The 22703-nt window shown below is 34.5% G+C and carries 19 protein-coding genes and 1 other RNA gene; 18 read left to right on the top strand and 2 right to left on the bottom strand.

The window, feature by feature from the left end; genetic code table 11:
* Window position 1: 1 nt before the first annotated feature.
* Window positions 2–922 carry an AEC family transporter gene (locus ACSYSW_RS02740; protein WP_491706110.1) on the top strand — a complete coding sequence of 307 codons (921 nt, stop codon included), beginning with the start codon at window positions 2–4 and terminating at the stop codon, window positions 920–922.
* Between the two features lie 17 nt (window positions 923–939).
* Here ACSYSW_RS02740 and ACSYSW_RS02735 read toward each other — a convergent pair whose 3' ends face one another.
* Window positions 940–1785, bottom strand: coding sequence for an aldo/keto reductase (locus ACSYSW_RS02735; RefSeq protein WP_491704814.1), 846 nt, complete (start codon window positions 1783–1785; stop codon window positions 940–942).
* Between the two features lie 533 nt (window positions 1786–2318).
* On the opposite strand from ACSYSW_RS02735, the gene ssrA reads away from it, so the two are divergent.
* The 17 genes from ssrA (at window position 2319) to yfbR (ending at window position 21843) form a co-directional block, all read left to right on the top strand.
* Window positions 2319–2682, top strand: a transfer-messenger RNA (tmRNA) gene (gene ssrA, locus ACSYSW_RS02730).
* Between the two features lie 642 nt (window positions 2683–3324).
* Window positions 3325–4257: a 16S rRNA (cytosine(1402)-N(4))-methyltransferase RsmH gene (gene rsmH / locus ACSYSW_RS02725; protein ID WP_491704815.1), complete on the top strand. Its 933-nt coding sequence runs from the start codon at window positions 3325–3327 to the stop codon at window positions 4255–4257.
* On the top strand, window positions 4254–4646 hold the full coding sequence (ftsL, locus tag ACSYSW_RS02720) for a cell division protein FtsL (protein WP_491704816.1): 393 nt from the start codon (window positions 4254–4256) through the stop codon (window positions 4644–4646). The genes rsmH and ftsL overlap by 4 nt, the downstream gene beginning before the upstream one ends.
* Window positions 4647–4680: 34 nt before the next feature.
* Window positions 4681–6426, top strand: coding sequence for a peptidoglycan glycosyltransferase FtsI (gene ftsI / locus ACSYSW_RS02715; RefSeq protein WP_491706111.1), 1746 nt, complete (start codon window positions 4681–4683; stop codon window positions 6424–6426).
* Window positions 6427–6490: 64 nt separating this feature from the next.
* Window positions 6491–8005: a UDP-N-acetylmuramoyl-L-alanyl-D-glutamate--2,6-diaminopimelate ligase gene (murE, locus tag ACSYSW_RS02710; protein ID WP_491706112.1), complete on the top strand. Its 1515-nt coding sequence runs from the start codon at window positions 6491–6493 to the stop codon at window positions 8003–8005.
* Window positions 8002–9369: a UDP-N-acetylmuramoyl-tripeptide--D-alanyl-D-alanine ligase gene (murF, locus tag ACSYSW_RS02705; protein WP_491704817.1), complete on the top strand. Its 1368-nt coding sequence runs from the start codon at window positions 8002–8004 to the stop codon at window positions 9367–9369. The genes murE and murF overlap by 4 nt, the downstream gene beginning before the upstream one ends.
* A gap of 10 nt (window positions 9370–9379) precedes the next feature.
* On the top strand, window positions 9380–10462 hold the full coding sequence (gene mraY, locus ACSYSW_RS02700) for a phospho-N-acetylmuramoyl-pentapeptide-transferase (protein ID WP_491704818.1): 1083 nt from the start codon (window positions 9380–9382) through the stop codon (window positions 10460–10462).
* A 122-nt stretch (window positions 10463–10584) separates the two neighbouring features.
* Window positions 10585–11913 (top strand): UDP-N-acetylmuramoyl-L-alanine--D-glutamate ligase, encoded by a 1329-nt coding sequence (gene murD / locus ACSYSW_RS02695; RefSeq protein WP_491704819.1) that lies wholly within the window; start codon window positions 10585–10587, stop codon window positions 11911–11913.
* Window position 11914: 1 nt separating this feature from the next.
* Window positions 11915–13066 (top strand): cell division protein FtsW, encoded by a 1152-nt coding sequence (gene ftsW, locus ACSYSW_RS02690; RefSeq protein WP_491704820.1) that lies wholly within the window; start codon window positions 11915–11917, stop codon window positions 13064–13066.
* Window positions 13063–14118: an undecaprenyldiphospho-muramoylpentapeptide beta-N-acetylglucosaminyltransferase gene (murG, locus tag ACSYSW_RS02685; protein WP_491704821.1), complete on the top strand. Its 1056-nt coding sequence runs from the start codon at window positions 13063–13065 to the stop codon at window positions 14116–14118. Before ftsW ends, murG begins: the two co-directional genes overlap by 4 nt.
* A 127-nt stretch (window positions 14119–14245) precedes the next feature.
* Window positions 14246–15694: a UDP-N-acetylmuramate--L-alanine ligase gene (gene murC, locus ACSYSW_RS02680; RefSeq protein WP_491704822.1), complete on the top strand. Its 1449-nt coding sequence runs from the start codon at window positions 14246–14248 to the stop codon at window positions 15692–15694.
* Window positions 15694–16602 carry a D-alanine--D-alanine ligase gene (locus tag ACSYSW_RS02675; protein WP_491704823.1) on the top strand — a complete coding sequence of 303 codons (909 nt, stop codon included), beginning with the start codon at window positions 15694–15696 and terminating at the stop codon, window positions 16600–16602. Before murC ends, ACSYSW_RS02675 begins: the two co-directional genes overlap by 1 nt.
* A 13-nt stretch (window positions 16603–16615) precedes the next feature.
* Window positions 16616–17455 carry a cell division protein FtsQ/DivIB gene (locus ACSYSW_RS02670; protein WP_491704824.1) on the top strand — a complete coding sequence of 280 codons (840 nt, stop codon included), beginning with the start codon at window positions 16616–16618 and terminating at the stop codon, window positions 17453–17455.
* A gap of 14 nt (window positions 17456–17469) precedes the next feature.
* Complete coding sequence (ftsA, locus tag ACSYSW_RS02665) at window positions 17470–18723, top strand: cell division protein FtsA (protein WP_491704825.1); 1254 nt, start codon at window positions 17470–17472, stop codon at window positions 18721–18723.
* 80 nt (window positions 18724–18803) lie between these two features.
* Window positions 18804–19943 carry a cell division protein FtsZ gene (gene ftsZ, locus ACSYSW_RS02660; RefSeq protein WP_491704826.1) on the top strand — a complete coding sequence of 380 codons (1140 nt, stop codon included), beginning with the start codon at window positions 18804–18806 and terminating at the stop codon, window positions 19941–19943.
* Between the two features lie 291 nt (window positions 19944–20234).
* On the top strand, window positions 20235–21149 hold the full coding sequence (lpxC, locus tag ACSYSW_RS02655) for a UDP-3-O-acyl-N-acetylglucosamine deacetylase (protein ID WP_491704827.1): 915 nt from the start codon (window positions 20235–20237) through the stop codon (window positions 21147–21149).
* Window positions 21150–21255: 106 nt separating this feature from the next.
* Window positions 21256–21843 carry a 5'-deoxynucleotidase gene (yfbR, locus tag ACSYSW_RS02650; protein WP_491704828.1) on the top strand — a complete coding sequence of 196 codons (588 nt, stop codon included), beginning with the start codon at window positions 21256–21258 and terminating at the stop codon, window positions 21841–21843.
* Window positions 21844–21978: 135 nt separating this feature from the next.
* Here the strand turns inward: yfbR and ACSYSW_RS02645 are convergent, their stop codons facing one another.
* Entirely contained in the window at window positions 21979–22683 is a 705-nt protein-coding gene (locus ACSYSW_RS02645; protein WP_491704829.1) for a lipopolysaccharide core heptose(II) kinase RfaY, read from the bottom strand.
* Window positions 22684–22703 lie beyond the last annotated feature (20 nt).

Here is a 22703-nt window from a genome sequence, read left to right as displayed (position 1 = left end):
GATACATTTCTTTCTAATTTTATTTCCCATTTTTTGTGTTTTTGTGGTCGGCTTTATTGCCCAACGATGTCTACAATTTGATGTCGCTAATCTATCAAAAATGTCACTCTATGTTTTATCGCCTTTTTTATCGTTTAAAACATTTTATAGCCATCAATTAACGATAGATTATATTTATTATATTATTTATCTTTTTGGCTTATGTTTTTTATTAATCATCATTGCTTCTATTTGGTCATATATTAATAAATACTCCACAAAAGAACGCTGTGCATTAATCCTAAGTTCATGCTTTATGAATAATGGTAACTATGGTACACCTGTATTAATAGTATTTTTTGGAACGGTTGGATTTAATCTTGGTGTCATTATGATGGTATTACAACAATTTGTAATGAGCACAGTTGGCGTATATTATGCCGTTAAAGGCAGTAGCTATCATAACAGTAAGGATAATAAATTAGTATTCAAAAAGGTTCTTAAAATGCCTGTTGCTTATGGTGCTTTTTTGGGTAATTTATTCCAATTATTACATATCCCTCTTACTGAATCGATATTACAATCAATCACCATGGTCGGTGACTCGTCTATTGCTGTCATTATGATAATTTTAGGAATGCAACTAGCAAAATTACAAATTAAGCAATTAGATTATCCAAAATTATCGTTTGCACTCATAACTAGAATGGTTTTATCACCTATCGTTGCCTTTGGATTAGTTTACTTTATGCCTATCGCTCCTGATTATAAGAAAATCTTAATTGTATTAGCCGCAATGCCAAGTGCAGCTAACACAACACTATTATCGGTGCAATTTGATACTTATCCACAATTAGTCTCAAGTGCAACTTTTGTCAGTACGATTTTGAGTTTAATCACATTACCTATTGTAATGGTTTTATTAAATGTACCTATCCCCTAAGCCGGCCAGGATATTTTTTATAAAAAGCCATTATTTTTATAAACAGCATCAGGATTTGGTCCAATACGTAAATTTTTATTTAAGCCATTGATTTGTTTAATTTCATCATCAGTTAAATTAAAATCATAAATATTGGCATTTTGTTCAATACGCTCTGGTGAACTCGATTTTGGTATAACGATATGTGCATTTTGTAAATGCCATCTGAGCGTCACTTGTGCTGAAGATTTATTATATTTTTCACCGATTGCAATTAATAAAGGATCGTTTAACACTTTATTGCGCGCTAGTGGTGACCATGCTTCAACTACAATATTTTCTTGATGCAAATACTTGATTAATACTTCCTGCGTTAAATAAGGATGCAATTCAATTTGATTAATCATCGGTTTAATATTCGCTCGCGTTGCTAATAATTCCAAATGCGAAATTTGAAAATTACACACCCCAATAGCGCGGGCACGTTTATCTTCATAAATTTTTTCAAAAGCCTTCCAAGTATCAAAAAAGGTATTACTTAACGGCCAATGAACTAAAAAAAGATCGACATAATCCAATTGAAGATCATTTAATGATTGCTCGAAAGCCGATAATGTTTTTTCATATCCTTGATTATTATTATCAATTTTCGTTGTGATAAATAAATCTTGACGCTTAACATCAGCATTTTTTAATACTTGCCCTAATTGTTTTTCATTTTTATAAAGCTCAGCTGTATCAAATGATCGATACCCATCTTTTAATGCTGCATTAACAGCAATCGATAATTGCTCAAGATCCGTTAATTGATAAGTACCAAAACCGAGTTGCTCAATAGAAACCTGATTACTAAGCATTATTTTCGAATTTATAGAAAGTGCCATGTTAAGTATCTCCTATATTTAAAAAATCAATTATATACTGATTAAACATTAAGATGGTGAAAACTTAACAATAACGATAATTTGTAATTATGATTATTAATTTTTTTAAAAATAATTGTTTTTAATGATGATGAATTTAAAAACAAAAAAACCATTTAACTGAAAAGTTAAATGGTTACAAAAAAATAAAAAACGTCATTAGCAATTAAGACTATTTTATTTAAATAAAGTTCAATTAAAAAATAATTAAATTTTATTTATCTCTAATAAATGAATCATTCAAAAAAAATCCACTCAAATAAAATTTAAGTGGAAGCAAAAAATGAAAAAACGTAGTCAACATAATAGACAATATCTTTATAAAAAAGTTCATAATAATTCCAAAATAATTGGATTTAATCTTAATTAATTATTAAATTATTCGGCTTTTTGCTCTTTTTTATATTCATAGATAGATATTTTTTAGCCTTATATAAGGTATAATTGTAATAAACCACTAAATCAATTATAATGCCAAGTCTTATAGACCTTATGGGGCTGATTCTGGATTCGACGGGATCTGCGAAACCCAAGGTGCATGCCGAGGTGCGGTAGGCCTCGTAAACAAACCGCAAACAATAGTCGCAAACGACGAAAACTACGCTCTAGCAGCTTAATAACCTGCTCAAAGCCTTCTCTCCCTAGCCTCCGCTCGTAGGACGGGGATCAAGAGGAGTCAAACCCAAACGAGATCGTGTGGAAGCCTTGCTTGAGGCGGAAGCATTAAAAAAAATCAAGCTAGTTTATCAGTAGCGTGTTTGTTCGCAGCGGATAAATGAATTTTAAAGACAAACTACGCATGTAGTACCAAGGATGTAGAGATTTCGGACGCGGGTTCAACTCCCGCCAGCTCCACCACTTTACCGTTAAAAAATTTTTTTCCTTATCCATTACTCTGCAAATATCTTCTTGATGAACTCAAAGTGTACTCTAAACGTATTGATGAAAAAACCTCATCCAATAAAATTGCTGAGTAATTCTTGTTAAATAGTAAATTTTTACATTAATTCAATTTTTTTATAGGATAAATTTTATCTACTTTATCTTGTCAATCACGCTATGCTTCATTAGCCTCGCCAATAACACTAACCTAAAAAAATCAATGATCAATAAGTTAGTTAAATAATAAATCTTATTTATCAAAAATTAATTTTCTAAATCCCTATTCTTTTTATGGTATTTATGGTACAACTTGGCGTTAACTTGTGAAAAATGCATGATATAAGTGATTAAATTTCAATAAAAAATAATGTCCTCTATCCTTTGGTATCATAAGCTTTAATGATACAATCTTGATTAATCTAGATTACGGAAAAGAGTAATTATTTTTATTGCTTCCAAAGTCAGGTAATAATGACTTAGTTTGCTGTATAAGTTACTCATTATGGTTTGAGTTTTTGCTTTTTTGTTTTTATTTATTGCCTAACTCAATAATACCGTTTCACTATTTAATTATTTAACAATTTATCATTAATTGACAATATACAGAGTAAAAAGGCGATGGACTTTCAACATAAAACCGTATTATTAAACGAAGCCGTAACGGCGCTAAATATACAAAAAGGGGGAATTTATGTTGATGGCACCTTTGGACGAGGTGGGCATTCGCGCCTTATTCTTAGTCAATTAGATGAAACCGGTCGATTGATTGCGATTGATCGCGATGAAAGAGCCATGCAAACGGCTCAATTGATTGATGATCCTCGTTTTACGTTTATTCATGGTGAATTTTCTCATCTAGAAGATTATATGAAAACGCATGATTTATTAGGAAAAATTGACGGTATTTTGCTTGATTTAGGCGTATCATCGCCACAATTAGATGATCCTGAACGTGGGTTTTCGTTTATGCGTGATGGACCTTTAGATATGCGCATGAATACACATAAAGGTATAACGGCAAGTGAATGGTTACAACAGGCAGATCAAGATGATATTGCATGGGTATTAAAAACCTTTGGCGAAGAGAAATTTGCTAAACGAATTGCAAAAGCAATTGTTGAACAAAATAAAATAACTCCAATTACCCGCACATTAGAACTAGCCAATCTGATTGAAAAAGCGACACCGAAAAAGGATAAACATAAACATCCCGCCACGCGCAGTTTTCAAGCAATACGCATTTATATAAATAGTGAACTTGATGAAGTTAGTCAAGCGTTAAACGCGTCTTTAACAACTTTAACCGACCAGGGTAAATTAGCAGTAATTAGTTTTCATTCGTTAGAAGATAGAATTGTGAAACAATTTATTCAAAAACACACAAAAGGACCTGACTTACCAGCAGGATTACCGTTAACAGAAGCACAAATCAAACAATATGGCGCAGCAGAGCTAAAGTCATTAGGAAAAATAAAGCCCAGTGATGATGAAATCAATGCCAACCCGCGTTCACGAAGTGCTATTTTACGTGTAGCAGAACGAATAAAATGACTAAACCAGAAAACAAATTTAATGATCCCTTTAAACAAGCGCAGTATTCTCGAGGAGATGATTATCAAAAAAAATCGAATAAAAATTTATTAGATTTTATTATTGCAGATCTATTTGGATCCCAAAAAATAGCATTATTATTATTGTCATTAATTATTTTAACGGCGATTAGCATATTGTTAACGACTCAACAAATCCGTAAGCAGTTATATGAACGTGAACAATTACTCCTTGAGCAAGATGTATTAGCAAGTGAATGGCGTAATTTAATTATTGAAGAAAACGTGCTTGCCGACCCTAAACGCATCGAACAAAAAGCAAAAAATCAATTGGGGATGACATTTGTTAACCCTCAAAATGAAACCGTTATTGTGATAAAAAGTCAGTAATGCACTCACAATTTTTAAAAAAAAGCACAACATGATGAAAACGACGATACAATCCAAAAGAAATAAATCAAATAATAAAAAAATTTTTTTTAATCCAAATCGTTTTTACATTATTTATGCTTTTATTTTAATCGCTATTTTGTGTTTACTTGGCAAAATGGCTATTTTACAAATCATTGAGCCCGATAAACTGATTGCTGAAGGGAATAAACGTTCAATTCGTTATCAAGATATGGATGTACCCCGGGCAATGATAACGGATCGTCATAATCGTGCCTTAGCGGTCAGTGTACCCATGTATGATGTTTGGGCAGATCCTAAAATTGTCTTACAAAAAGGGGGAATCGATCCCGATGATGTTCGATGGCAGTTGTTAGCAAAAACAATTAATTTGCCAATAGAGACCTTAGAACAAAAATTAAGTAATCCCTCAATGCGTTTTGTTTACCTTGCAAAACAAATGTCACCAACTTTTTCAGAATATCTTACTAAATTACAATTACCTGGCATTTCATTAAATCGTACTTCAAAACGGTTTTATCCTGCAGGTGAGAATGTCGCCCAACTAATTGGTATAACCGAAATCGATCCTAATGGGGTCGAAAAAGGTGCTGAGGGGATTGAAAAACGATTTAATAATTGGTTAACTGGTGAATCGGGTCAACGCATTGTAAGGCGTGATAGATCAGGGCGAGTAATAGAAGAATTAGAACGTACAGAAAGCGAAACTGCCGATGATTTAACGCTCAGTATTGACGAGCGGTTACAATCTTTAGTGTATAAGGAGCTGACTTCTGCTGTAAAATTTAATAAAGCCGATAGTGGTACAGCCGTTGTGCTTGATGTCCATACGGGGGAAATTTTGGCGATGGCATCAAGTCCTTCATATAATCCTAATAATCGCTCTAATTTAGATTATAATTTATTACGTAATCGCGCTATAACTGATGCGTTTGAGCCCGGCTCTACCGTTAAACCTTTAATTGTTATGGCAGCGCTTGAAAAAAATATCGCTAATCTAAATACCATTATTGATACCCGCCCTTTTTATGTTAATCGGTATGAAATTAAAGATGTTTCCTATCAAAAGAGTTTAAATCTTGCCGGCATTTTAGAAAAATCCAGTAATGTTGGCGTTAGTAAATTGGCGTTACAAATGCAATCTGCTGAATTAGTTGAATTTTATAGTCGTTTTGGACTAGGAGAAACCACAGGATTAGGTTTAGGCGGCGAACGTGCCGGCTCAATTGCCGCCGAAAGAACACGCCGCTGGGCAGATATAGAACGTGCAACATTTGCGTTTGGTTATGGATTAAGTGTCACACCGCTGCAATTAGCAAGAGCTTATGCCACAATAGGTAGTTATGGTATTTACCGACCAGTTTCGATCATCAAAACAACTAAAACAGTAACAGGTGATCGCGTTGTGGATGAGAAAATTGCAAAAACAGTCGTCAATATGATGGAAGCTGTCGCTATTTCGGGAGGCGGAACTAAAGCTTCAGTGCCCGGTTATAGTGTTGCTGTAAAAACCGGCACCGCGAAAAAATTAGGTAATAAAGGGACTTATATTAATGAATATTTAGCTTATACTGCTGGGATTGCACCAGCCAGTAATCCTAAATTTTCACTCGTTGTTATTATTGATAATCCTAAAGCAGGACAATACTATGGTGGTTCGGTATCAGCACCTGTGTTTAGTCGTATTATGGGCGGTGTTTTAAGAACAATGAACGTACAACCCGATCGTCATGTTGATGGTCAAATGATTATTTATTAATAAGTGATATTAGATGATAAGCCATACTTTTAAATCATTACTTGCCATCCTTGAAATAAACCAGATGCAAGTAAAACTAGACGCTAGATTTGATCTATCTATACAGCTAAATGAGCTTAAACTAAATAGCCAATGGGTTAATGAAGGCGATATTTTTATTGCAATAAAAGGGCATAATACCGATGGTCATCATTTCATTACCCAAGCCATTGATAAAGGTGCTAAAGTCATTTTGGCAGAGACAAATGACAAAACACAACATCTAAATATTGATGTTATTTACCATCAATCGCAACATATCCCACTTATTCATATTTATCAATTGTCGTCTCGCCTTTCAAAGATTGCTAATGATTTTTATCAATCCCCATCTAAAAAATTAGCTCTCGTTGGTGTAACGGGTACGAATGGTAAAACAACAATTAGTCAACTTATCGCCCAATGGATTAATTTAATGGGTCAAAAAAGTGCCGTAATGGGGACAATAGGTAACGGAATTTACCCTGATTTAAAAGCCTCGATTAATACAACGCCTTCAGCTGTTGATATTCCTAAACTTTTAAGCGAATTTATTATTAATGATGTTAATGCGGTGGCAATGGAAATTTCGTCGCATGGACTTGATATGGATCGTGTTAAAGGCGTTTCATTTAAATCAACCGTTTTTTCAAATCTTAGTCGAGATCATCTTGATTATCATAAAACGATGGAAAACTATGCGCAAGCTAAATGGTCATTATTTAATCCTGACTTGGCTGCTAAAAAAGTGGTTGATTCTGGAACAGCTATTCTAAATTATGATGATGAACATGGTAAATTATGGCTCGGCAAATTAAACGATGCCATTGCTGTTTCAAGCCAACCTCAAGCATTATTGGCATTAAAGGGGCTTAATAAAAAGTATGTTGGGGCATCTAAAGTCGATTTTCATGACAAAGGTGCAACAGTATATGTTGACTCTTCATGGGGTAATGGCATCATCAACAGTCAATTATTAGGTGAATTTAATGTCAGTAACCTATTATTAGCCTTAGCAACCATGTTATCACTAAATGTTGATTTTTCGCATTTAATTCAAATAGCCGCACAGTTAAAACCCATTTGTGGCAGGATGGAAATCTATCATAATGCAAATAGTGCAAGTGTTATTATTGATTATGCCCATACCCCCGATGCACTTGAAAAAGCGTTGCAAGCTTGCCGAATTCATTGTCATGGTAAGTTATCAGTTATTTTTGGTTGCGGTGGGGATAGAGATAAAGGTAAACGCCCTTTAATGGCTAAAGTTGCTCTGCAATACGCCGATAATATAATACTCACCAATGATAATCCACGTACTGAGAATGATCTCGATATTATCCAAGATATCGAACAAGGATTATCCGCTCAAACGAGCCGGGAAATTATCCCAAACCGTGAGCAAGCAATTAAACAGACTTTAGCTAACACCACTAAAAATGATGTTATTCTTATTGCAGGAAAAGGTCACGAAGACTATCAAATTATCGGTACAACAAAGCATCATTATTCTGATCAAGAAACCGTTAAAAAAATATTAGGTATAGAAAATTCATTATGATCCCACTAAATATTCAACAAATTTGCACTATTGTGCAGGGACAATCTTATCATCTCACTGATAAAAATCTTATCATTGAACAAATTGGTATTGATTCACGTCATATTATTGAAAAATCGTTATTTATTGCCTTAGTCGGTACTCACTTTGACGGTCATCAATTTACAAAGCAAGCGATTAAAGACGGTGCAAGTGCTTTGATGGTTGAACATCAAACTGATGCTAACATTCCACAAATTGTCGTTAAAAATACTCGCTTAGCATTAGGGCAACTTGCCGCTTATGTTAGGCAACAAGTAGAAACGACAATCATCGCATTAACAGGTTCATCGGGTAAAACATCCGTTAAAGAAATGAGTGCTGCTATCTTACAAGAATGCGGTCAAACATTGTATACACAAGGTAATTTTAATAACGACATTGGTGTTCCTTTAACCTTATTACGTCTAACAAAAGAAGATAAATTTGCCGTTATTGAACTTGGTGCAAATCATACAGGTGAAATTGCTTATACAACTGAGCTTGTTAAGCCGCAAAGTGTATTAATTAATAATATTGCTGAAGCGCATATTGAAGGATTTGGTTCGTTAGAAAATGTTGCAAAAGCAAAAAGCGAAATCTTCCAAGGATTACCCCAAAATGGTACGGCTATTATTAATTTAGATAGTTATCGAGAAAATTGGTTTAATCAATTGACGAATAAAAAAATAATTACGTTTTCATTACATAATAAACAGGCGGATTTTTTTGCTAGCGAAATTAAACAAGGCACATATAGCGAATTTTTACTGCATACTCCTTTAGGTAATTGTCAAATTAAACTGCCTTTGCTTGGAGAACATAATATTAGTAATGTATTAGCGGCTGCAGCCTTGGCCCTGTCTGTTGGTGCCAACTTGCAAAATATTCAAATGGCAATTGCAAAATTAACCCCCGTAAAAGGTCGATTATTTCCAATCAAGCTTAATCAAAATCAATTAATATGGGATGATACATATAACGCTAATGTTGGCTCAATGAGTGCTGCACTTCATACATTAGCAAATCAAACAAGTTATAAAATATTTGTTGTTGGGGATATGGCGGAATTAGGTGAGCAAGCAGCGCAATATCATGAGCGTATTGGCAAATTAGCCAAAACTTTAAACATTGATCATGTCGTCAGTGTGGGCAATTTGAGTCATTTAATTAGCTCATATAGTGGTGTAGGGCACCATTTTAATAGTAAGCAAGATGCCGTTAAGTATATTTGTTCATTATTAAATCAACACAAATACACAACTGTATTAATAAAAGGATCGCGAAGTAGTAAAATGGAAGACATTATTAGCGAACTGCAAAATAAACAAGCTGAAACAAATTAGGAATAAAATTATGTTGTTATGGTTAGCCGAATATTTAGTTAAATATTTTACTTTTTTTAATGTATTTTCTTATTTAACGGTGAGAGCTATTTGTGCATTACTAACGTCACTGACTATTTCGTTAGTTTTTGGGCAAAAGGTTATCGACTTTTTGCAAAAATTACAAATTGGGCAAGTCGTTCGTAATGATGGACCCGAATCCCACTATGCTAAAAAAGGCACACCAACGATGGGCGGTGTATTAATTCTCGCCTCAATTAGTTTGTCTATATTTTTATGGTCAGATTTAAATAATCCCTATGTTTGGGTTACGTTATTTGTCTTAATTGGCTATGGCATTATCGGTTTTGCCGATGATTATCTAAAAGTTATCCGTAAAAATACGGATGGTTTAATTGCTAGATGGAAATATTTTTGGCAATCAGTCATTGCTTTAATTGTCGCATTTGGACTTTATATCTATGGTAACGGTACACTAGTCACAGAACTTGTTGTTCCCTTCTTTAAAGATGTTATGCCACAACTGGGTTTATTGTTTATATTATTAACCTACGTCGTTGTTGTCGGTGCAGGTAATGCCGTTAATCTTACCGACGGCTTAGATGGTTTAGCTATCATGCCAACTATTTTTGTCGCAGCCGGTTTTGCGCTTGTCTCGTGGGCAACAGGTAATGTGAATTTTGCAGCCTATTTGCATATTCCCTATATTAAATTTAGTGGTGAGTTAATGATCGTATGTACTGCTATCATTGGCGCTGGACTTGGCTTTTTATGGTTTAATACTTACCCAGCTATGGTATTTATGGGCGATGTTGGATCGTTAGCATTAGGTGGCGTGCTTGGCATTATTGCCGTGCTTTTAAGACAAGAGTTCTTACTTTTGATCATGGGCGGTATTTTTGTGATCGAAACATTATCCGTGATATTGCAAGTCGGATCGTACAAAATACGCGGTAAACGAATCTTTAAAATGGCCCCTATTCATCATCATTATGAATTAAAAGGCTGGCCTGAGCCACGTGTGATTGTCCGATTTTGGATTATTTCGCTAATGTTAGTATTAATTGGTTTATTAACACTAAAATTACGTTAGTAGCTAAATATTCATAAGTAAATAGTTAGCGAAAGTAGTTAACGCAAGTCGTTAGCGTAATTAACTTAATAGATACCAAAAAATAACGACATAAAAACTGATTATTTTTAAGGAATAAAAGCATGATAAGTTATCAACACAAAAACATTGTTATTATTGGTCTTGGTATAACAGGTCTATCTTGTGTCGATTATTTTTTAGCGCAAAATGTGATCCCAAAAGTCATTGATACCCGTATGACACCACAAGGATTAGATAAGCTTGATAAGCGTGTACCTTGTCATTTAGGCGATTTAAATTTAGATTGGATATTCACGGCTGATTTAATTATTGCAAGCCCCGGCATTGCATTAGCCACACCTGAATTACAACAAGCTGCCAAAAAAGGCATTAAAATTATAGGCGATATTGAATTATTTTGTCTTGAAGTTAATCAACAGGCTAATAAAAAAATAGTTGCTATAACAGGCGCCAATGGCAAAACAACGGTTACAACTCTCGTTGGTGAAATCATCAAATCAGCAGGAATAAAGGTCGGTGTTGGTGGTAATATTGGCAAGCCTGCCTTAACCTTACTTAATGAAGAGTGTGATATTTATGTGCTTGAACTTTCCAGCTTTCAATTAGAAACAACCTATAGCTTACAAGCAACCGTTGCAACTATCTTAAATATTACAGAAGATCATATGAGCCGATATCCACAAGGATTAATGCAATATGTGCAAGCTAAACACCGCATTTATGAGAATGCTCAATGTGCTGTTATGAATATCGATGATCCGCTGACTTTCCCTAAAAATAATCAAAATACACTTATTTCATTTGGACTAGATAAAGGCGATTATCATTTAAGTGCAGATCGCCAATATTTAATTGCTAATGACCAACCTATTTTAGCAACAGCAAAAATACAACTTATTGGTTTGCATAATTATCTTAATGCATTAGCCGCTTTAGCTATCAGTGACAAACTAAATATTCCTCGCCACCAAAGTTTAATGATAATAAGTCAATTTAAAGGTTTACCACACCGTTTTGAATTAGTGTTAAATCATAATCAAGTACATTGGATAAACGATTCTAAAGCAACCAATGTAGGTAGCACTGAAGCTGCCTTAAAAAGTGTATCTTGCCAAGGCACTTTATTTTTACTCCTTGGTGGGGATGGAAAAGCAGCCGATTTTTCACCTTTAATTCCTTATCTAAAGCATCGCTCAATTGCCCTTTTTTGTTATGGCCGCGATAAGCAAATGGTTGCAAATATCGCACCCGAATTAGCAACCATTACTGATACATTAGAACAAGCACTACAAATCATTGCATCGAAAGTATCCCCACATGATGTTGTATTACTTTCGCCGGCATGTGCAAGTCTCGATCAATTTAAAAACTACAATGAACGTGGTGAAGTTTTTACCGCATTAGCCAAAAAATATACACAAGGCAGCTAAGATGAGAATTTTTTGGATCAATAAACACATTAATCCAAATCAAACTTTTGATAACGAGTTGTTATGGACAATTCTTGGTCTTATGATAATTGGTATCATTATGGTGACATCGGCATCTATGCCATTAAACGAAAAACAGCCTTTTTTTTATACAGAACGCGAAGTTATTCAACTCGGGTTAGCCCTCTTTTTGATGATAATTACTTTTTACGTACCTGTAAATTTATGGCAGAAATGTTCCACGTTATTATTAATTGTTACACTCATTATGCTTGTAACGGTATTAGCTATAGGTTCATCAATTAATGGCGCGTCCCGCTGGATCCCATTAGGAGTATTTAATTTTCAACCATCCGAACTTGCAAAACTTGCTTTATTTTGTTTTTTAGCAAGCTATTTAGTTCGTAAATCTGACGAGGTACAAAATCGATTTTGGGGATTTTGTAAACCCATGTTTATTATGGCCGTTTTATCTTTGCTACTTTTATTACAACCAGATTTAGGCACTGTCATTGTTTTATTTATTGTGACTTTAGGCATTTTGTTTATTGCCGGGGCAAAATTATGGCAATTTATCGCTATATTATTAGCTGGTGTTACCGCTGTAGTTAGTTTAATCTTATTTGAATCTTATCGGCTAACAAGGTTATTAACCTTTCTCGATCCCTGGAAAGACCCAACTGGTTCGGGTTACCAGTTAACCACGTCTTTAATGGCTATCGGTAATGGTGGTTTTTGGGGACAAGGATTGGGTAATTCGGTACGAAAACTGGGATATTTACCCGAAGCGCATACAGATTTTATTTTTTCAGTCATTTCAGAAGAGCTTGGTTATATTGGCGTTATTTGCCTATTAATCCTCCTCTTTTTTCTTACTTTTAAAGCATTAGCAATAGGTTATAGAGCCTTAAGCATTGGTAATCAATTTTCGGGATATTTAGCATGTGAAATTGGTATTTGGTTTGGATTTCAAACCTTCGTCAATATTGGTGTAACATCTGCCATGTTACCCACAAAAGGATTAACATTACCTTTTATTAGTTATGGGGGATCTAGCCTAATTGTAATGAGTATTGCTGCGGCTATTTTGCTCAGAATAGATTTTGAATATCGTCGACAACAGGCACAAGCAAGGATTAGAGTAATAAAATGACAAAAAAATTATTAGTAATGGCAGGTGGCACAGGTGGGCATGTATTTCCTGCTCTTGCTGTTGCACAGTATTTAATGCAGCAAGGTTGGCGGGTAGAATGGCTTGGTACAGCCGATCGTATGGAAGCACATCTTGTGCCCGAAAATGGTATTGCCATCAATTTTATTGAAATTTCTGGACTACGTGGTAAAGGTATTATTGCATTATGTAAAGCGCCTTTTAAAATTCTAAAAGCCGTTATGCAAGCACGCAAAATTTTAAAAAAATATCAACCTGATGTCGTTCTTGGTATGGGGGGTTATGTTTCAGGACCTGGTGGCATTGCAGCCAAAACATTGGGGATCCCTATCGTTTTGCATGAACAAAATGGCATTGCTGGGTTAACGAATAAAGCATTAGCTAAAATTGCAAATAAAGTATTACAAGCTTTTCCAACTGCTTTTGCAAAAGCAGAAGTTGTCGGGAATCCATTACGCGCCGATTTATTAACGCTAACACCTCCGCAAGAAAGGTTAAAAGAACGTAATGGTGCAATTCGAATTTTAGTGATGGGTGGTAGTCAAGGAGCAAAAGTGATTAATACTGTTACCCCACAAGTAATAAAAAAACTTGGTAACAATTATATTGTTTGGCATCAAACTGGCAAAGGCATGTTAGATGATGTTATACAAGCATATGCAGATCTTGATATGTCTCAAGATAAAGTCACAGAATTTATTACTGATGTCAAAGAAGCTTATAATTGGGCAGATATTGTAATATGCCGAAGCGGCGCATTAACAGTCAGCGAAATAGAATCAGTGGGTATTGCAGCTATTTTTATTCCATTTATGCATAAAGACAAGCAACAATATTGGAATGCAAAAGCCCTTAATGATATTGGTGCAGCGAAGATCATCGAACAACCTGATTTTAATGTTGATTCTTTATATACAATATTAACGCAATTAGATAGAGAGCAAATTTTAGAAATGGCAATCAAAGCCAAAAGCTTAGCTATTAGTAATGCGACTGAAAAAGTCGCCGATGCATTATCTGTATTGATAAAATAATTGTTTTTTTTATTACCAATATGCCATAATTTTATTAATTTACTTATCGTCATATAACCGATTAATTGATTAAAAAAGGCTTATTTAAAACACGATTTACCTAAAATAAATTTAGTAGGAGTAGTGAGTGAACACCAAGCAGTTAGCAGAATTAAGAGCCATGATCCCCGAAATGAAACGCGTTAAACATATTCATTTTGTTGGAATTGGTGGTGCTGGAATGGGAGGCATTGCCGAAGTTCTCGCTAATGAAGGCTATGATATTAGTGGATCTGATATTGCCGCAAATGCCGTTACAGAACAATTGCTCGCTATGGGGGTAAAAATCATTATTGGTCATGCTGCCCAAAATGTCGCTAATGCGAGTGTTGTCGTTATTTCGTCTGCCATCTCTCAAGATAATATTGAAGTTCAAACTGCTCGCGATTTACGTATACCTGTGATTAAACGTGCCGAAATGCTTGCTGAACTTATGCGTTTTCGTTATGGAATAGCTATCGCTGGAACACACGGCAAAACCACAACAACTGCAATGGTAACGGCAATCTATGCCGAAGCCAAACTAGATCCAACTTTTGTCAACGGTGGATTAGTTAAACAAGCCGGCACCCATGCCAGATTAGGTTTAAGCCGTTATTTTATTGCCGAAGCCGATGAAAGTGACGCTTCGTTTTTACATCTACAACCAATGGTTGCTATCATTACTAATATTGAAGCTGATCATATGGATACTTATCAAGGTAATATTGAAAATCTAAAACAGACTTTTATTAGTTTTTTAAATAATCTACCTTTTTATGGTCTTGCCATTATGTGTTATGACGATCCCATTAACAGAGAATTATTATCTATCATCGGTCGTAAAATAATGACTTATGGCTTTAGTGAAGATGCTGACGTTGTGATTAAAAATTATCGTCAAGAAAAAGGAACCAGTTATTTTACGATTTGCCGTCCAAATCATAAAGATTTGGCTATCACATTAAATGCACCAGGTAAACATAATGCACTAAATTCTGCAGCCGCTATTATTGCCGCTACTGAAGATGGTATTGATGATGATTCAATTATTAATGCTCTAGCAAAATTTGAAGGTACGGGTCGCCGATTTGATTTACTAGGTTATTTTCCTCATCCAAAAAGTGGTGACGTAATGATGGTTGATGATTATGGTCATCACCCAAGTGAAGTATATGCAACCATCCAAGCAGCACGAAATGGATGGGCTGATAGGCGATTAGTGATGTTATTCCAACCACATCGCTATACAAGAACACGTGATTTATTTGATGACTTTGCCCAAGTCCTATCTCAGGTTGATGTTTTGATTATGTTAGACGTCTACCCAGCAGGTGAGCAACCTATTATTGGCGCCGATAGTCGCTCCCTCTGCCGATCCATCAGAAATCGTGGCAAAGTTGATCCCATTTATATTTCAGATATTGAAATGTTACCTGAAATTATGGCAAAAATCTTACAAGGTAACGATTTATTATTAACACAAGGCGCTGGTAGTGTCAGTCGCATTGCTCATCAGTTAGCAACGACGCAACTTTTTTTAAAAGAGGATAAATAATGAAGGATAAAGTTGCTGTATTATACGGCGGGACTTCTGCTGAGCGCGAAGTATCTTTAAAATCAGGAAAAGCAGTCTATCAAGGATTAATCAAAGAAGGTATTGATGCCCATTTGATTGATACTAAATATGAATCCATTATGCAATTAAAAGAACACGGGTTCACTAAAGCATTTATCATTTTACATGGTCGTGGTGGTGAAGACGGCATTGCGCAAGCTATTTTAACTTATCAAAATATTCCTTATACAGGTAGCGACGTTTTAGCTTCTGCATTAACAATGGATAAATTAAAAACTAAATTAGTTTGGAAATCATTAGGTTTACCCGTTGCTGACTATGTTATTGTCGATAAAAAAGAGGCCTATAATGTTGATGAAATTATTCAAAAATTAGGATTACCCTTATTTGTTAAACCAAGTCATGAAGGCTCTAGTGTCGGCATGAGCAGGGTAGATAAGGCTGAACAATTAACAGCAGCATTAGAATTAGGATTTCAATACGATAATATTGTTATGGTAGAATCGTTTTTGGCTGGTAAAGAATTTACTGTTGCAATCTTAGGTGATGAAGTTTTACCGCCTATTTATATAAAACCTGCTACCGAATTTTACGATTACGACGCTAAATATTTATCAGATAAGACTCAGTATTTTTGCCCAAGTGGGTTATCTGACGAAAAAGAAAATTCAATTCGTACATTAGCATTAAACGCTTATAAAGCTGTCGGCTGCCGGGGGTGGGGACGGGTTGATATTATGTTTGATGCGCAAGAAAACCCTTATTTATTAGAAGTAAACACGGCTCCGGGAATGACAGATCATAGCTTAGTTCCTATGGCTGCAAAACAAAAAGGGATCCCTTTTGAAAAACTAGTTAGCCGTATTTTAAATCTGGCTAGCATTTAAGCGATAATCTTCGATGAAAAAAGTTCGTCAAGCTGCTCAGAGGCGTGTCGTAAAAAAATCAAGACGATTATTTATTTTTTATAATACTGAGCAAATGATAGGATTCTTATTCTTTCTTATCATTATAGGCACAAGCCTTTGGATTATAAAAAGTGTAAAAAATTGGATGGATAACCCAGAACAAGTTGTATTATCACAATTAATTATAACGGGTGACCACCGTTTTACCTATGAAGAAGATGTTCGTAAAGCTATTTTAGGATTAGGATTACCAAATACCTATATAGGACAAAATGTTGATGATATTCAACAAGAAATACTACGTTTACCTTGGATCAAAGATGTCAGTGTACGTAAGCAATGGCCAGATAAATTAATTATTAATATTGTTGAATATCAACCAAAATATTATTGGAACGATTTATTTTTGCTTGATCAAGAAGGGAATCAATTCAGTATTCCCTTAGAGCGCATTAATAATTTAACGTTAATAAAATTATACGGACCGGAAGGCAAAGCTAAAAAAGTATTAAAGAATTTCTATAAATTAGAAGCTATTTCAAAAAAATTGTCTAATCAGCAATTAAGCATTGAAATAAAAGAAGCCATGACTGATGATAGAAACGCATGGCAGTTAGTCGTAACACAATGCATATTAACAATATGTAATAACAATCAAAATCTTAAATTAATATTGGGTAATAAAAATTTAGAAACAAGATATCAACAATTTATAAAATTGTTTCCTGAAATTCAATCAAGAATGCCCGAAAATGAAATCATGGTTGTTGCTGATTTACGATATGAAAATGGTATTTCAGTAAAACGAGAAAAAACAGTGCAGGAAAGATAAATTAAGGCAGAACTATGAAAGCAACAGAAAAAAAATTAGTCGTTGGACTTGAAGTTGGCACATCCAAAGTACTTGCGCTTGTTGGTGAAGTTCTGCCTGATGGAATTATCAATATTATCGGTGTTGGTCACTGCCCATCAAAAGGAGTAGATAAAGGTGGCGTCAATGATCTGGAGTCTGTCATAAAATCAATCCAACGTGCCATCGATCAAGCTGAATTAATGGCTGATTGCCAGATTTCCTCTGTTTATTTAAGCTTATCAGGTAAGCATATTCGTTGCCAAAATGAAATTGGTATGGTCCCTATTTCCGACGAAGAAGTCACTGCTGAAGATGTTGACAATGTCGTTCATACAGCCAAATCTGTACGCATTTTAGATGAACACCGTATTTTACATGTCATTGCTCAAGAATATTCGATAGATTTACAAGAAGGAATCAAAAATCCAATTGGTTTATCAGGTGTCCGCATGAAAGCTAAGGTACACCTGATTACTTGCCATAATGATATGGCGAAAAATATTGTAAAAGCCGTTGAAAAATGTGGTTTGAAAGTCGACAAATTAATATTTTCTGGTCTTGCTTCCAGCAGCGCTGTTTTAACTGATGACGAAAAAGAGTTGGGAGTTTGTGTTATTGATATGGGCGGCGGTACAATGGATATCTCTGTTTATACGGGCGGAGCTTTACGTCATTCCGTTGTTATTCCTTATGCTGGTAATGTTGTTACAAGCGATATTGCTTACGCTTTTGGTGCACCACCAACCGATGCAGAAAATATCAAAATTCGTTACGGTTGCGCTGTAGGTACATTAATTGGCAAAGATGAAGTTATTGATGTACCAAGTGTTGGTGGTCGCCCTTCCCGTTCTTTACAACGACAAACCCTTGCCGATGTTATCGAACCGAGATATTCTGAACTATTAACCTTAGTTCAAAAAGAATTATTTACATTGCAAGAAGAACTAAAAAAACAAAATATTAAATATCAACTTGCCGCAGGTATCGTATTAACCGGCGGGGGGGCACAAATTAAGGGCATGGTTGAATGCGCTGAAAAAGTTTTTCAAAATCAAGTCCGTATTGGTCAACCGCTAAATATTTCGGGTCTGACTGATTATGTACAAAAACCCTATTGCTCAACCGCAGTAGGGTTATTACACCATGGTAAAGAAGATTTATTAAATGATGATGCTAAAAATAGAGATAAATCTTCATTAAAAGGATTAGTTAAACATCTAACAGGATGGTTTAAAAAAGAGTTTTAATTAATATATTTAATAACGTCATGGACATTATTAACTGTTCTCGTTACAATGAGACAAGAATGTAAATTTGGAGATAAGTTATGTTTGAGCCTATGGTTGCAGATGATGAACCAGCAGCGGTCATTAAAGTAATTGGCGTAGGTGGCGGCGGCGGTAATGCCGTTGAACACATGATTGCTGAGCATATTGAAGGCGTCGAATTTTTTGCAGCAAACACGGATGCACAAGCTTTAAAAAGAATTAAAGTAGGACAAACTATTCAAATTGGTACAAATGTTACTAAAGGATTAGGAGCTGGCGCAAATCCCGAAGTCGGTCGAAACTCCGCCGAGGAAGATCGCGACGTGATTCGCAATGCAATTGAAGGTGCTGATATGGTCTTTATCGCAGCTGGTATGGGCGGTGGCACAGGAACAGGCGCTGCGCCGGTTGTTGCTGAAATTGCTAAAGAATTAGGGATTTTGACTGTCGCAGTAGTTACAAAACCTTTTGGTTTTGAAGGTAAAAAACGTATGGTATTTGCAGAGCAAGGCATTGCTGAGCTTGCAAAACATGTCGATTCTCTTATCACGATCCCAAATGATAAATTGTTAAAAGTACTAGGTCGTGGCGTTAAACTCCTTGATGCTTTTGCTGCTGCAAATGGGGTCTTAAAAGGTGCTGTTCAAGGTATTGCTGAATTGATAACTAAACCAGGGCATATTAACGTCGACTTTGCTGACGTACGTACTGTTATGTCAGAAATGGGTTATGCCATGATGGGTTCAGGACGTGCTAGCGGAGATAATCGAGCTGAAGAAGCAGCAGAAATGGCGATTTCAAGCCCCTTATTAGAAGATATTGATTTATCCGGCGCTCGTGGTGTGTTAGTCAATGTAACAGCAGGTTTAGATCTTGGTCTTGAAGAATTTGAGACAGTGGGTAGTACAGTAAGAGCTTTTGCATCAGATAATGCAACAGTTGTTGTTGGTACCACTTTCGATCCTGAAATGTCTGATGAAATTCGTGTTACAGTTGTTGCAACAGGTATTGGCATGGATAAACGTCCAGACATTAAAATTAATCCTTCAATTCAACAAAATACATTATTTAGTCAGCCTAATAATATTGGGCAACAAGAAGAAAAAATAGCAAAAGTAGTCAATGATCAGGCTATGTCAACGCTTGATGAAACTAAAATATTAGATATACCTGCTTTTATTCGAAAGCAAGCTAATTAATAAACTAAAAAATTAAATATGAATTAATTAAAAAAACGATATAGTTATCTAATGAAATTAATTATATAATTTAAAATAAAAGTAAAAAAAACAAATATAGATTAGTTCGTTTCAAACTAAGTTTTTAAACTGATTCTTTAAAGTAAGTTTTTAGACTAAGTTTTTAAATTAAATGGTTTATCAATCGTTTTATATAAATAAGCGTCTAAAAAGAACCATTACTTAAATGAATATTGTGTTGGTGGGTTATAAAAATAGATTAAACACACCATTAAATCCAGTAGGTGCAAAGTGAAACAAAGAACATTAAAAACGGCTATTCAAGCAACGGGTGTAGGTTTACATACTGGCAAAAAAGTTACTTTAACTTTACGGCCTGCACCTGAAAATACCGGTATTATATATCGCCGAACCGACTTAAATCCACCTGTTGATTTCCCTGTTGATGCTAAATCTGTACGTGATACGATGTTATGTACTTGTTTAGTAAATGAAAATGACGTTCGTATATCAACTGTTGAACATATTAATGCTGCTTTAGCAGGATTAGGTATTGATAACATTATCATTGAAGTTAATGCACCTGAAATTCCGATTATGGATGGTAGTGCAAGTCCATTTATTTATTTATTATTAGATGCTGGGATTATTGAACAAAACGCACTTAAGAAATTTTTGCGTGTAAAAGAAACTGTTCGTGTCGATAATGGCGATAAATGGGCTGAAATTCGCCCTTATAATGGCTTAAGACTTGATTTTACTATTGATTTCCGTCATCCAGCAATTGATAGTAGTTCACAACGTTATCAGTTGAATTTTTCATCTGATGCTTTTATTCGTCAAATCAGTCGTGCTAGAACGTTTGGCTTTATGCGTGATATTGAAGCGTTACAATCAAAAGGCTTATGTCTTGGTGGTAGCTTAGATTGCGCTATCGTAGTTGATGACTATAAAGTTCTTAACGAAGATGGTTTACGTTTTGAAGACGAATTTGTGCGTCACAAAATGTTAGATACGATTGGTGATTTATATATGTGCGGTCATAATATGCTAGCTGAAGTTGTTTGCTATAAATCAGGTCACGCATTAAATAACCAATTATTACAAGCTTTACTTGCTAAAGAATCTGCTTGGGAATATGTAACGTTCACTGATGAACAAACAGTTCCTGTTACTTTAGCTTCTAAAGCGCTTGTTTTAGCATAAATATCGACGTTTAACATGATTAAGACGCTTTCATTTTATGATGAAAGCGTTTTTTATTACTTTACGTCATTTTCTAACAAAATCTGATATAACCTTCTGAAAAATCATGAAAAACAGTCATTTTTTTGCACATTTATCAAGACTTAAGCTTATTAATCGCTGGCCGCTTATGCGCAATGTGAAGGTTGAAAACGTCTCTGAGCATAGTTTACAAGTTGCATTTATTGCACACGCATTAGCAATTATTAAAAATAAACGATTTAATGGTCATGTAAATGCAGAGCACATTGCCTTATTAGCCATGTATCATGATGCTTCTGAAGTATTAACTGGCGATTTACCTACCCCAACCAAATACTATAATCCTCAAATTACTAGCGAATACAAAAAAATCGAAAAAATTGCTCAAAATAAATTAATCGATATGTTACCTTGTGATCTTCAAGAAGATTTTCGAGGTTTAATCGATGATGATTATTATAGTGAAGACGAAAAAAACATTGTAAAACAAGCTGATGCTTTATGTGCATATCTTAAAACTATAGAAGAATTAAGTGCAGGTAATAATGAATTTAAATTAGCAAAACAACGTTTAAAAAAGACTTTATCTGAACGTGAAAGCCCTGAAATGGAATATTTTTTAGAAGTATTTGCTCCAAGTTTCAGTTTATCGTTAGATGAAATTTCTTCTTAGAGCGGATTATTATAAATTAAGACTATAAAATAGCCTTAAAAAATAACTTATTCATATTGAACAATCTTTAAAAGTAATCGATTTTCTATATTTCAAAATACAAAAACAGTTATTTACTTTTAATAACGCAATAGATTAATTCCTTTTACCACGTAGCTTTCTTGATAAACGTTTAAAACCATGAGTCAATTCTTTTATCATCATTGCCATAACCGGCACTTTAATCTTAATATTGAATTTATCACGTAATTCAATTGCATCATTCGCTTTTGTTAACCAAATAAAACCCGAATTAGTTAAATCAATCGCTTTAATTTTTTGATCTGGCGTTAAAATAAAATTACCACCATGAATATCATTAGAAACTAAGTTATAGTTATGAAGTGTTTCAATACAATACTTAATTTGTTCCTTATATGTTTGCATATCTTCAACCGTTAAAGATCGCCCTTCAATAAAATTAAAAATCATATAATGACGTTTAGTTTTAGTATCGTAAGCAACCAAATAAAGCTCATAGGTAATATCGCATTTATCAAGTGAAATCTTAGCTAACTTATGAATCAAATTAAAATAAAAATCACCCGTTAATTTGGCGATTATCTGTCGTTCTAGACGGTTTTCTACGCCACCATCTATTTTAAAAATAAATTTATTTTGATCATGATTGATTAAATAAGTAAATCGTTCAGGCTTATCACTAGGATCTAATAAATGGTGATTTTCTTCATTAGTTAGGAAACGATTGAAAAGCTCTAGATAATTAATTTCATCATTTTGAACATAAGCGAATTTGATATCACCTTGCTGAGTTTCAATAATAGATGCAAAATTATTCAAAATTTATACCTTGATACAAG

It is taken from the genome of Gilliamella sp. ESL1225 (genome assembly GCF_058502635.1).
This window is presented reverse-complemented; position numbering and strand designations above follow the sequence as displayed.

Bases quoted from the DNA above. Each gene is read 5' to 3' on its own strand.
- ACSYSW_RS02735 (WP_491704814.1), bottom strand. From the start codon at position 1,785: ATGGCACTTTCTATAAATTCGAAAATAATGCTTAGTAATCAGGTTTCT.
- rsmH (WP_491704815.1), top strand. From the start codon at position 3,325: ATGGACTTTCAACATAAAACCGTATTATTAAACGAAGCCGTAACGGCG.
- ftsL (WP_491704816.1), top strand. From the start codon at position 4,254: ATGACTAAACCAGAAAACAAATTTAATGATCCCTTTAAACAAGCGCAG.
- ftsI (WP_491706111.1), top strand. From the start codon at position 4,681: ATGAAAACGACGATACAATCCAAAAGAAATAAATCAAATAATAAAAAA.
- murE (WP_491706112.1), top strand. From the start codon at position 6,491: ATGCAAGTAAAACTAGACGCTAGATTTGATCTATCTATACAGCTAAAT.
- murF (WP_491704817.1), top strand. From the start codon at position 8,002: ATGATCCCACTAAATATTCAACAAATTTGCACTATTGTGCAGGGACAA.
- mraY (WP_491704818.1), top strand. From the start codon at position 9,380: ATGTTGTTATGGTTAGCCGAATATTTAGTTAAATATTTTACTTTTTTT.
- murD (WP_491704819.1), top strand. From the start codon at position 10,585: ATGATAAGTTATCAACACAAAAACATTGTTATTATTGGTCTTGGTATA.
- ftsW (WP_491704820.1), top strand. From the start codon at position 11,915: ATGAGAATTTTTTGGATCAATAAACACATTAATCCAAATCAAACTTTT.
- murG (WP_491704821.1), top strand. From the start codon at position 13,063: ATGACAAAAAAATTATTAGTAATGGCAGGTGGCACAGGTGGGCATGTA.
- ACSYSW_RS02675 (WP_491704823.1), top strand. From the start codon at position 15,694: ATGAAGGATAAAGTTGCTGTATTATACGGCGGGACTTCTGCTGAGCGC.
- ACSYSW_RS02670 (WP_491704824.1), top strand. From the start codon at position 16,616: ATGAAAAAAGTTCGTCAAGCTGCTCAGAGGCGTGTCGTAAAAAAATCA.
- ftsA (WP_491704825.1), top strand. From the start codon at position 17,470: ATGAAAGCAACAGAAAAAAAATTAGTCGTTGGACTTGAAGTTGGCACA.
- ftsZ (WP_491704826.1), top strand. From the start codon at position 18,804: ATGTTTGAGCCTATGGTTGCAGATGATGAACCAGCAGCGGTCATTAAA.
- yfbR (WP_491704828.1), top strand. From the start codon at position 21,256: ATGAAAAACAGTCATTTTTTTGCACATTTATCAAGACTTAAGCTTATT.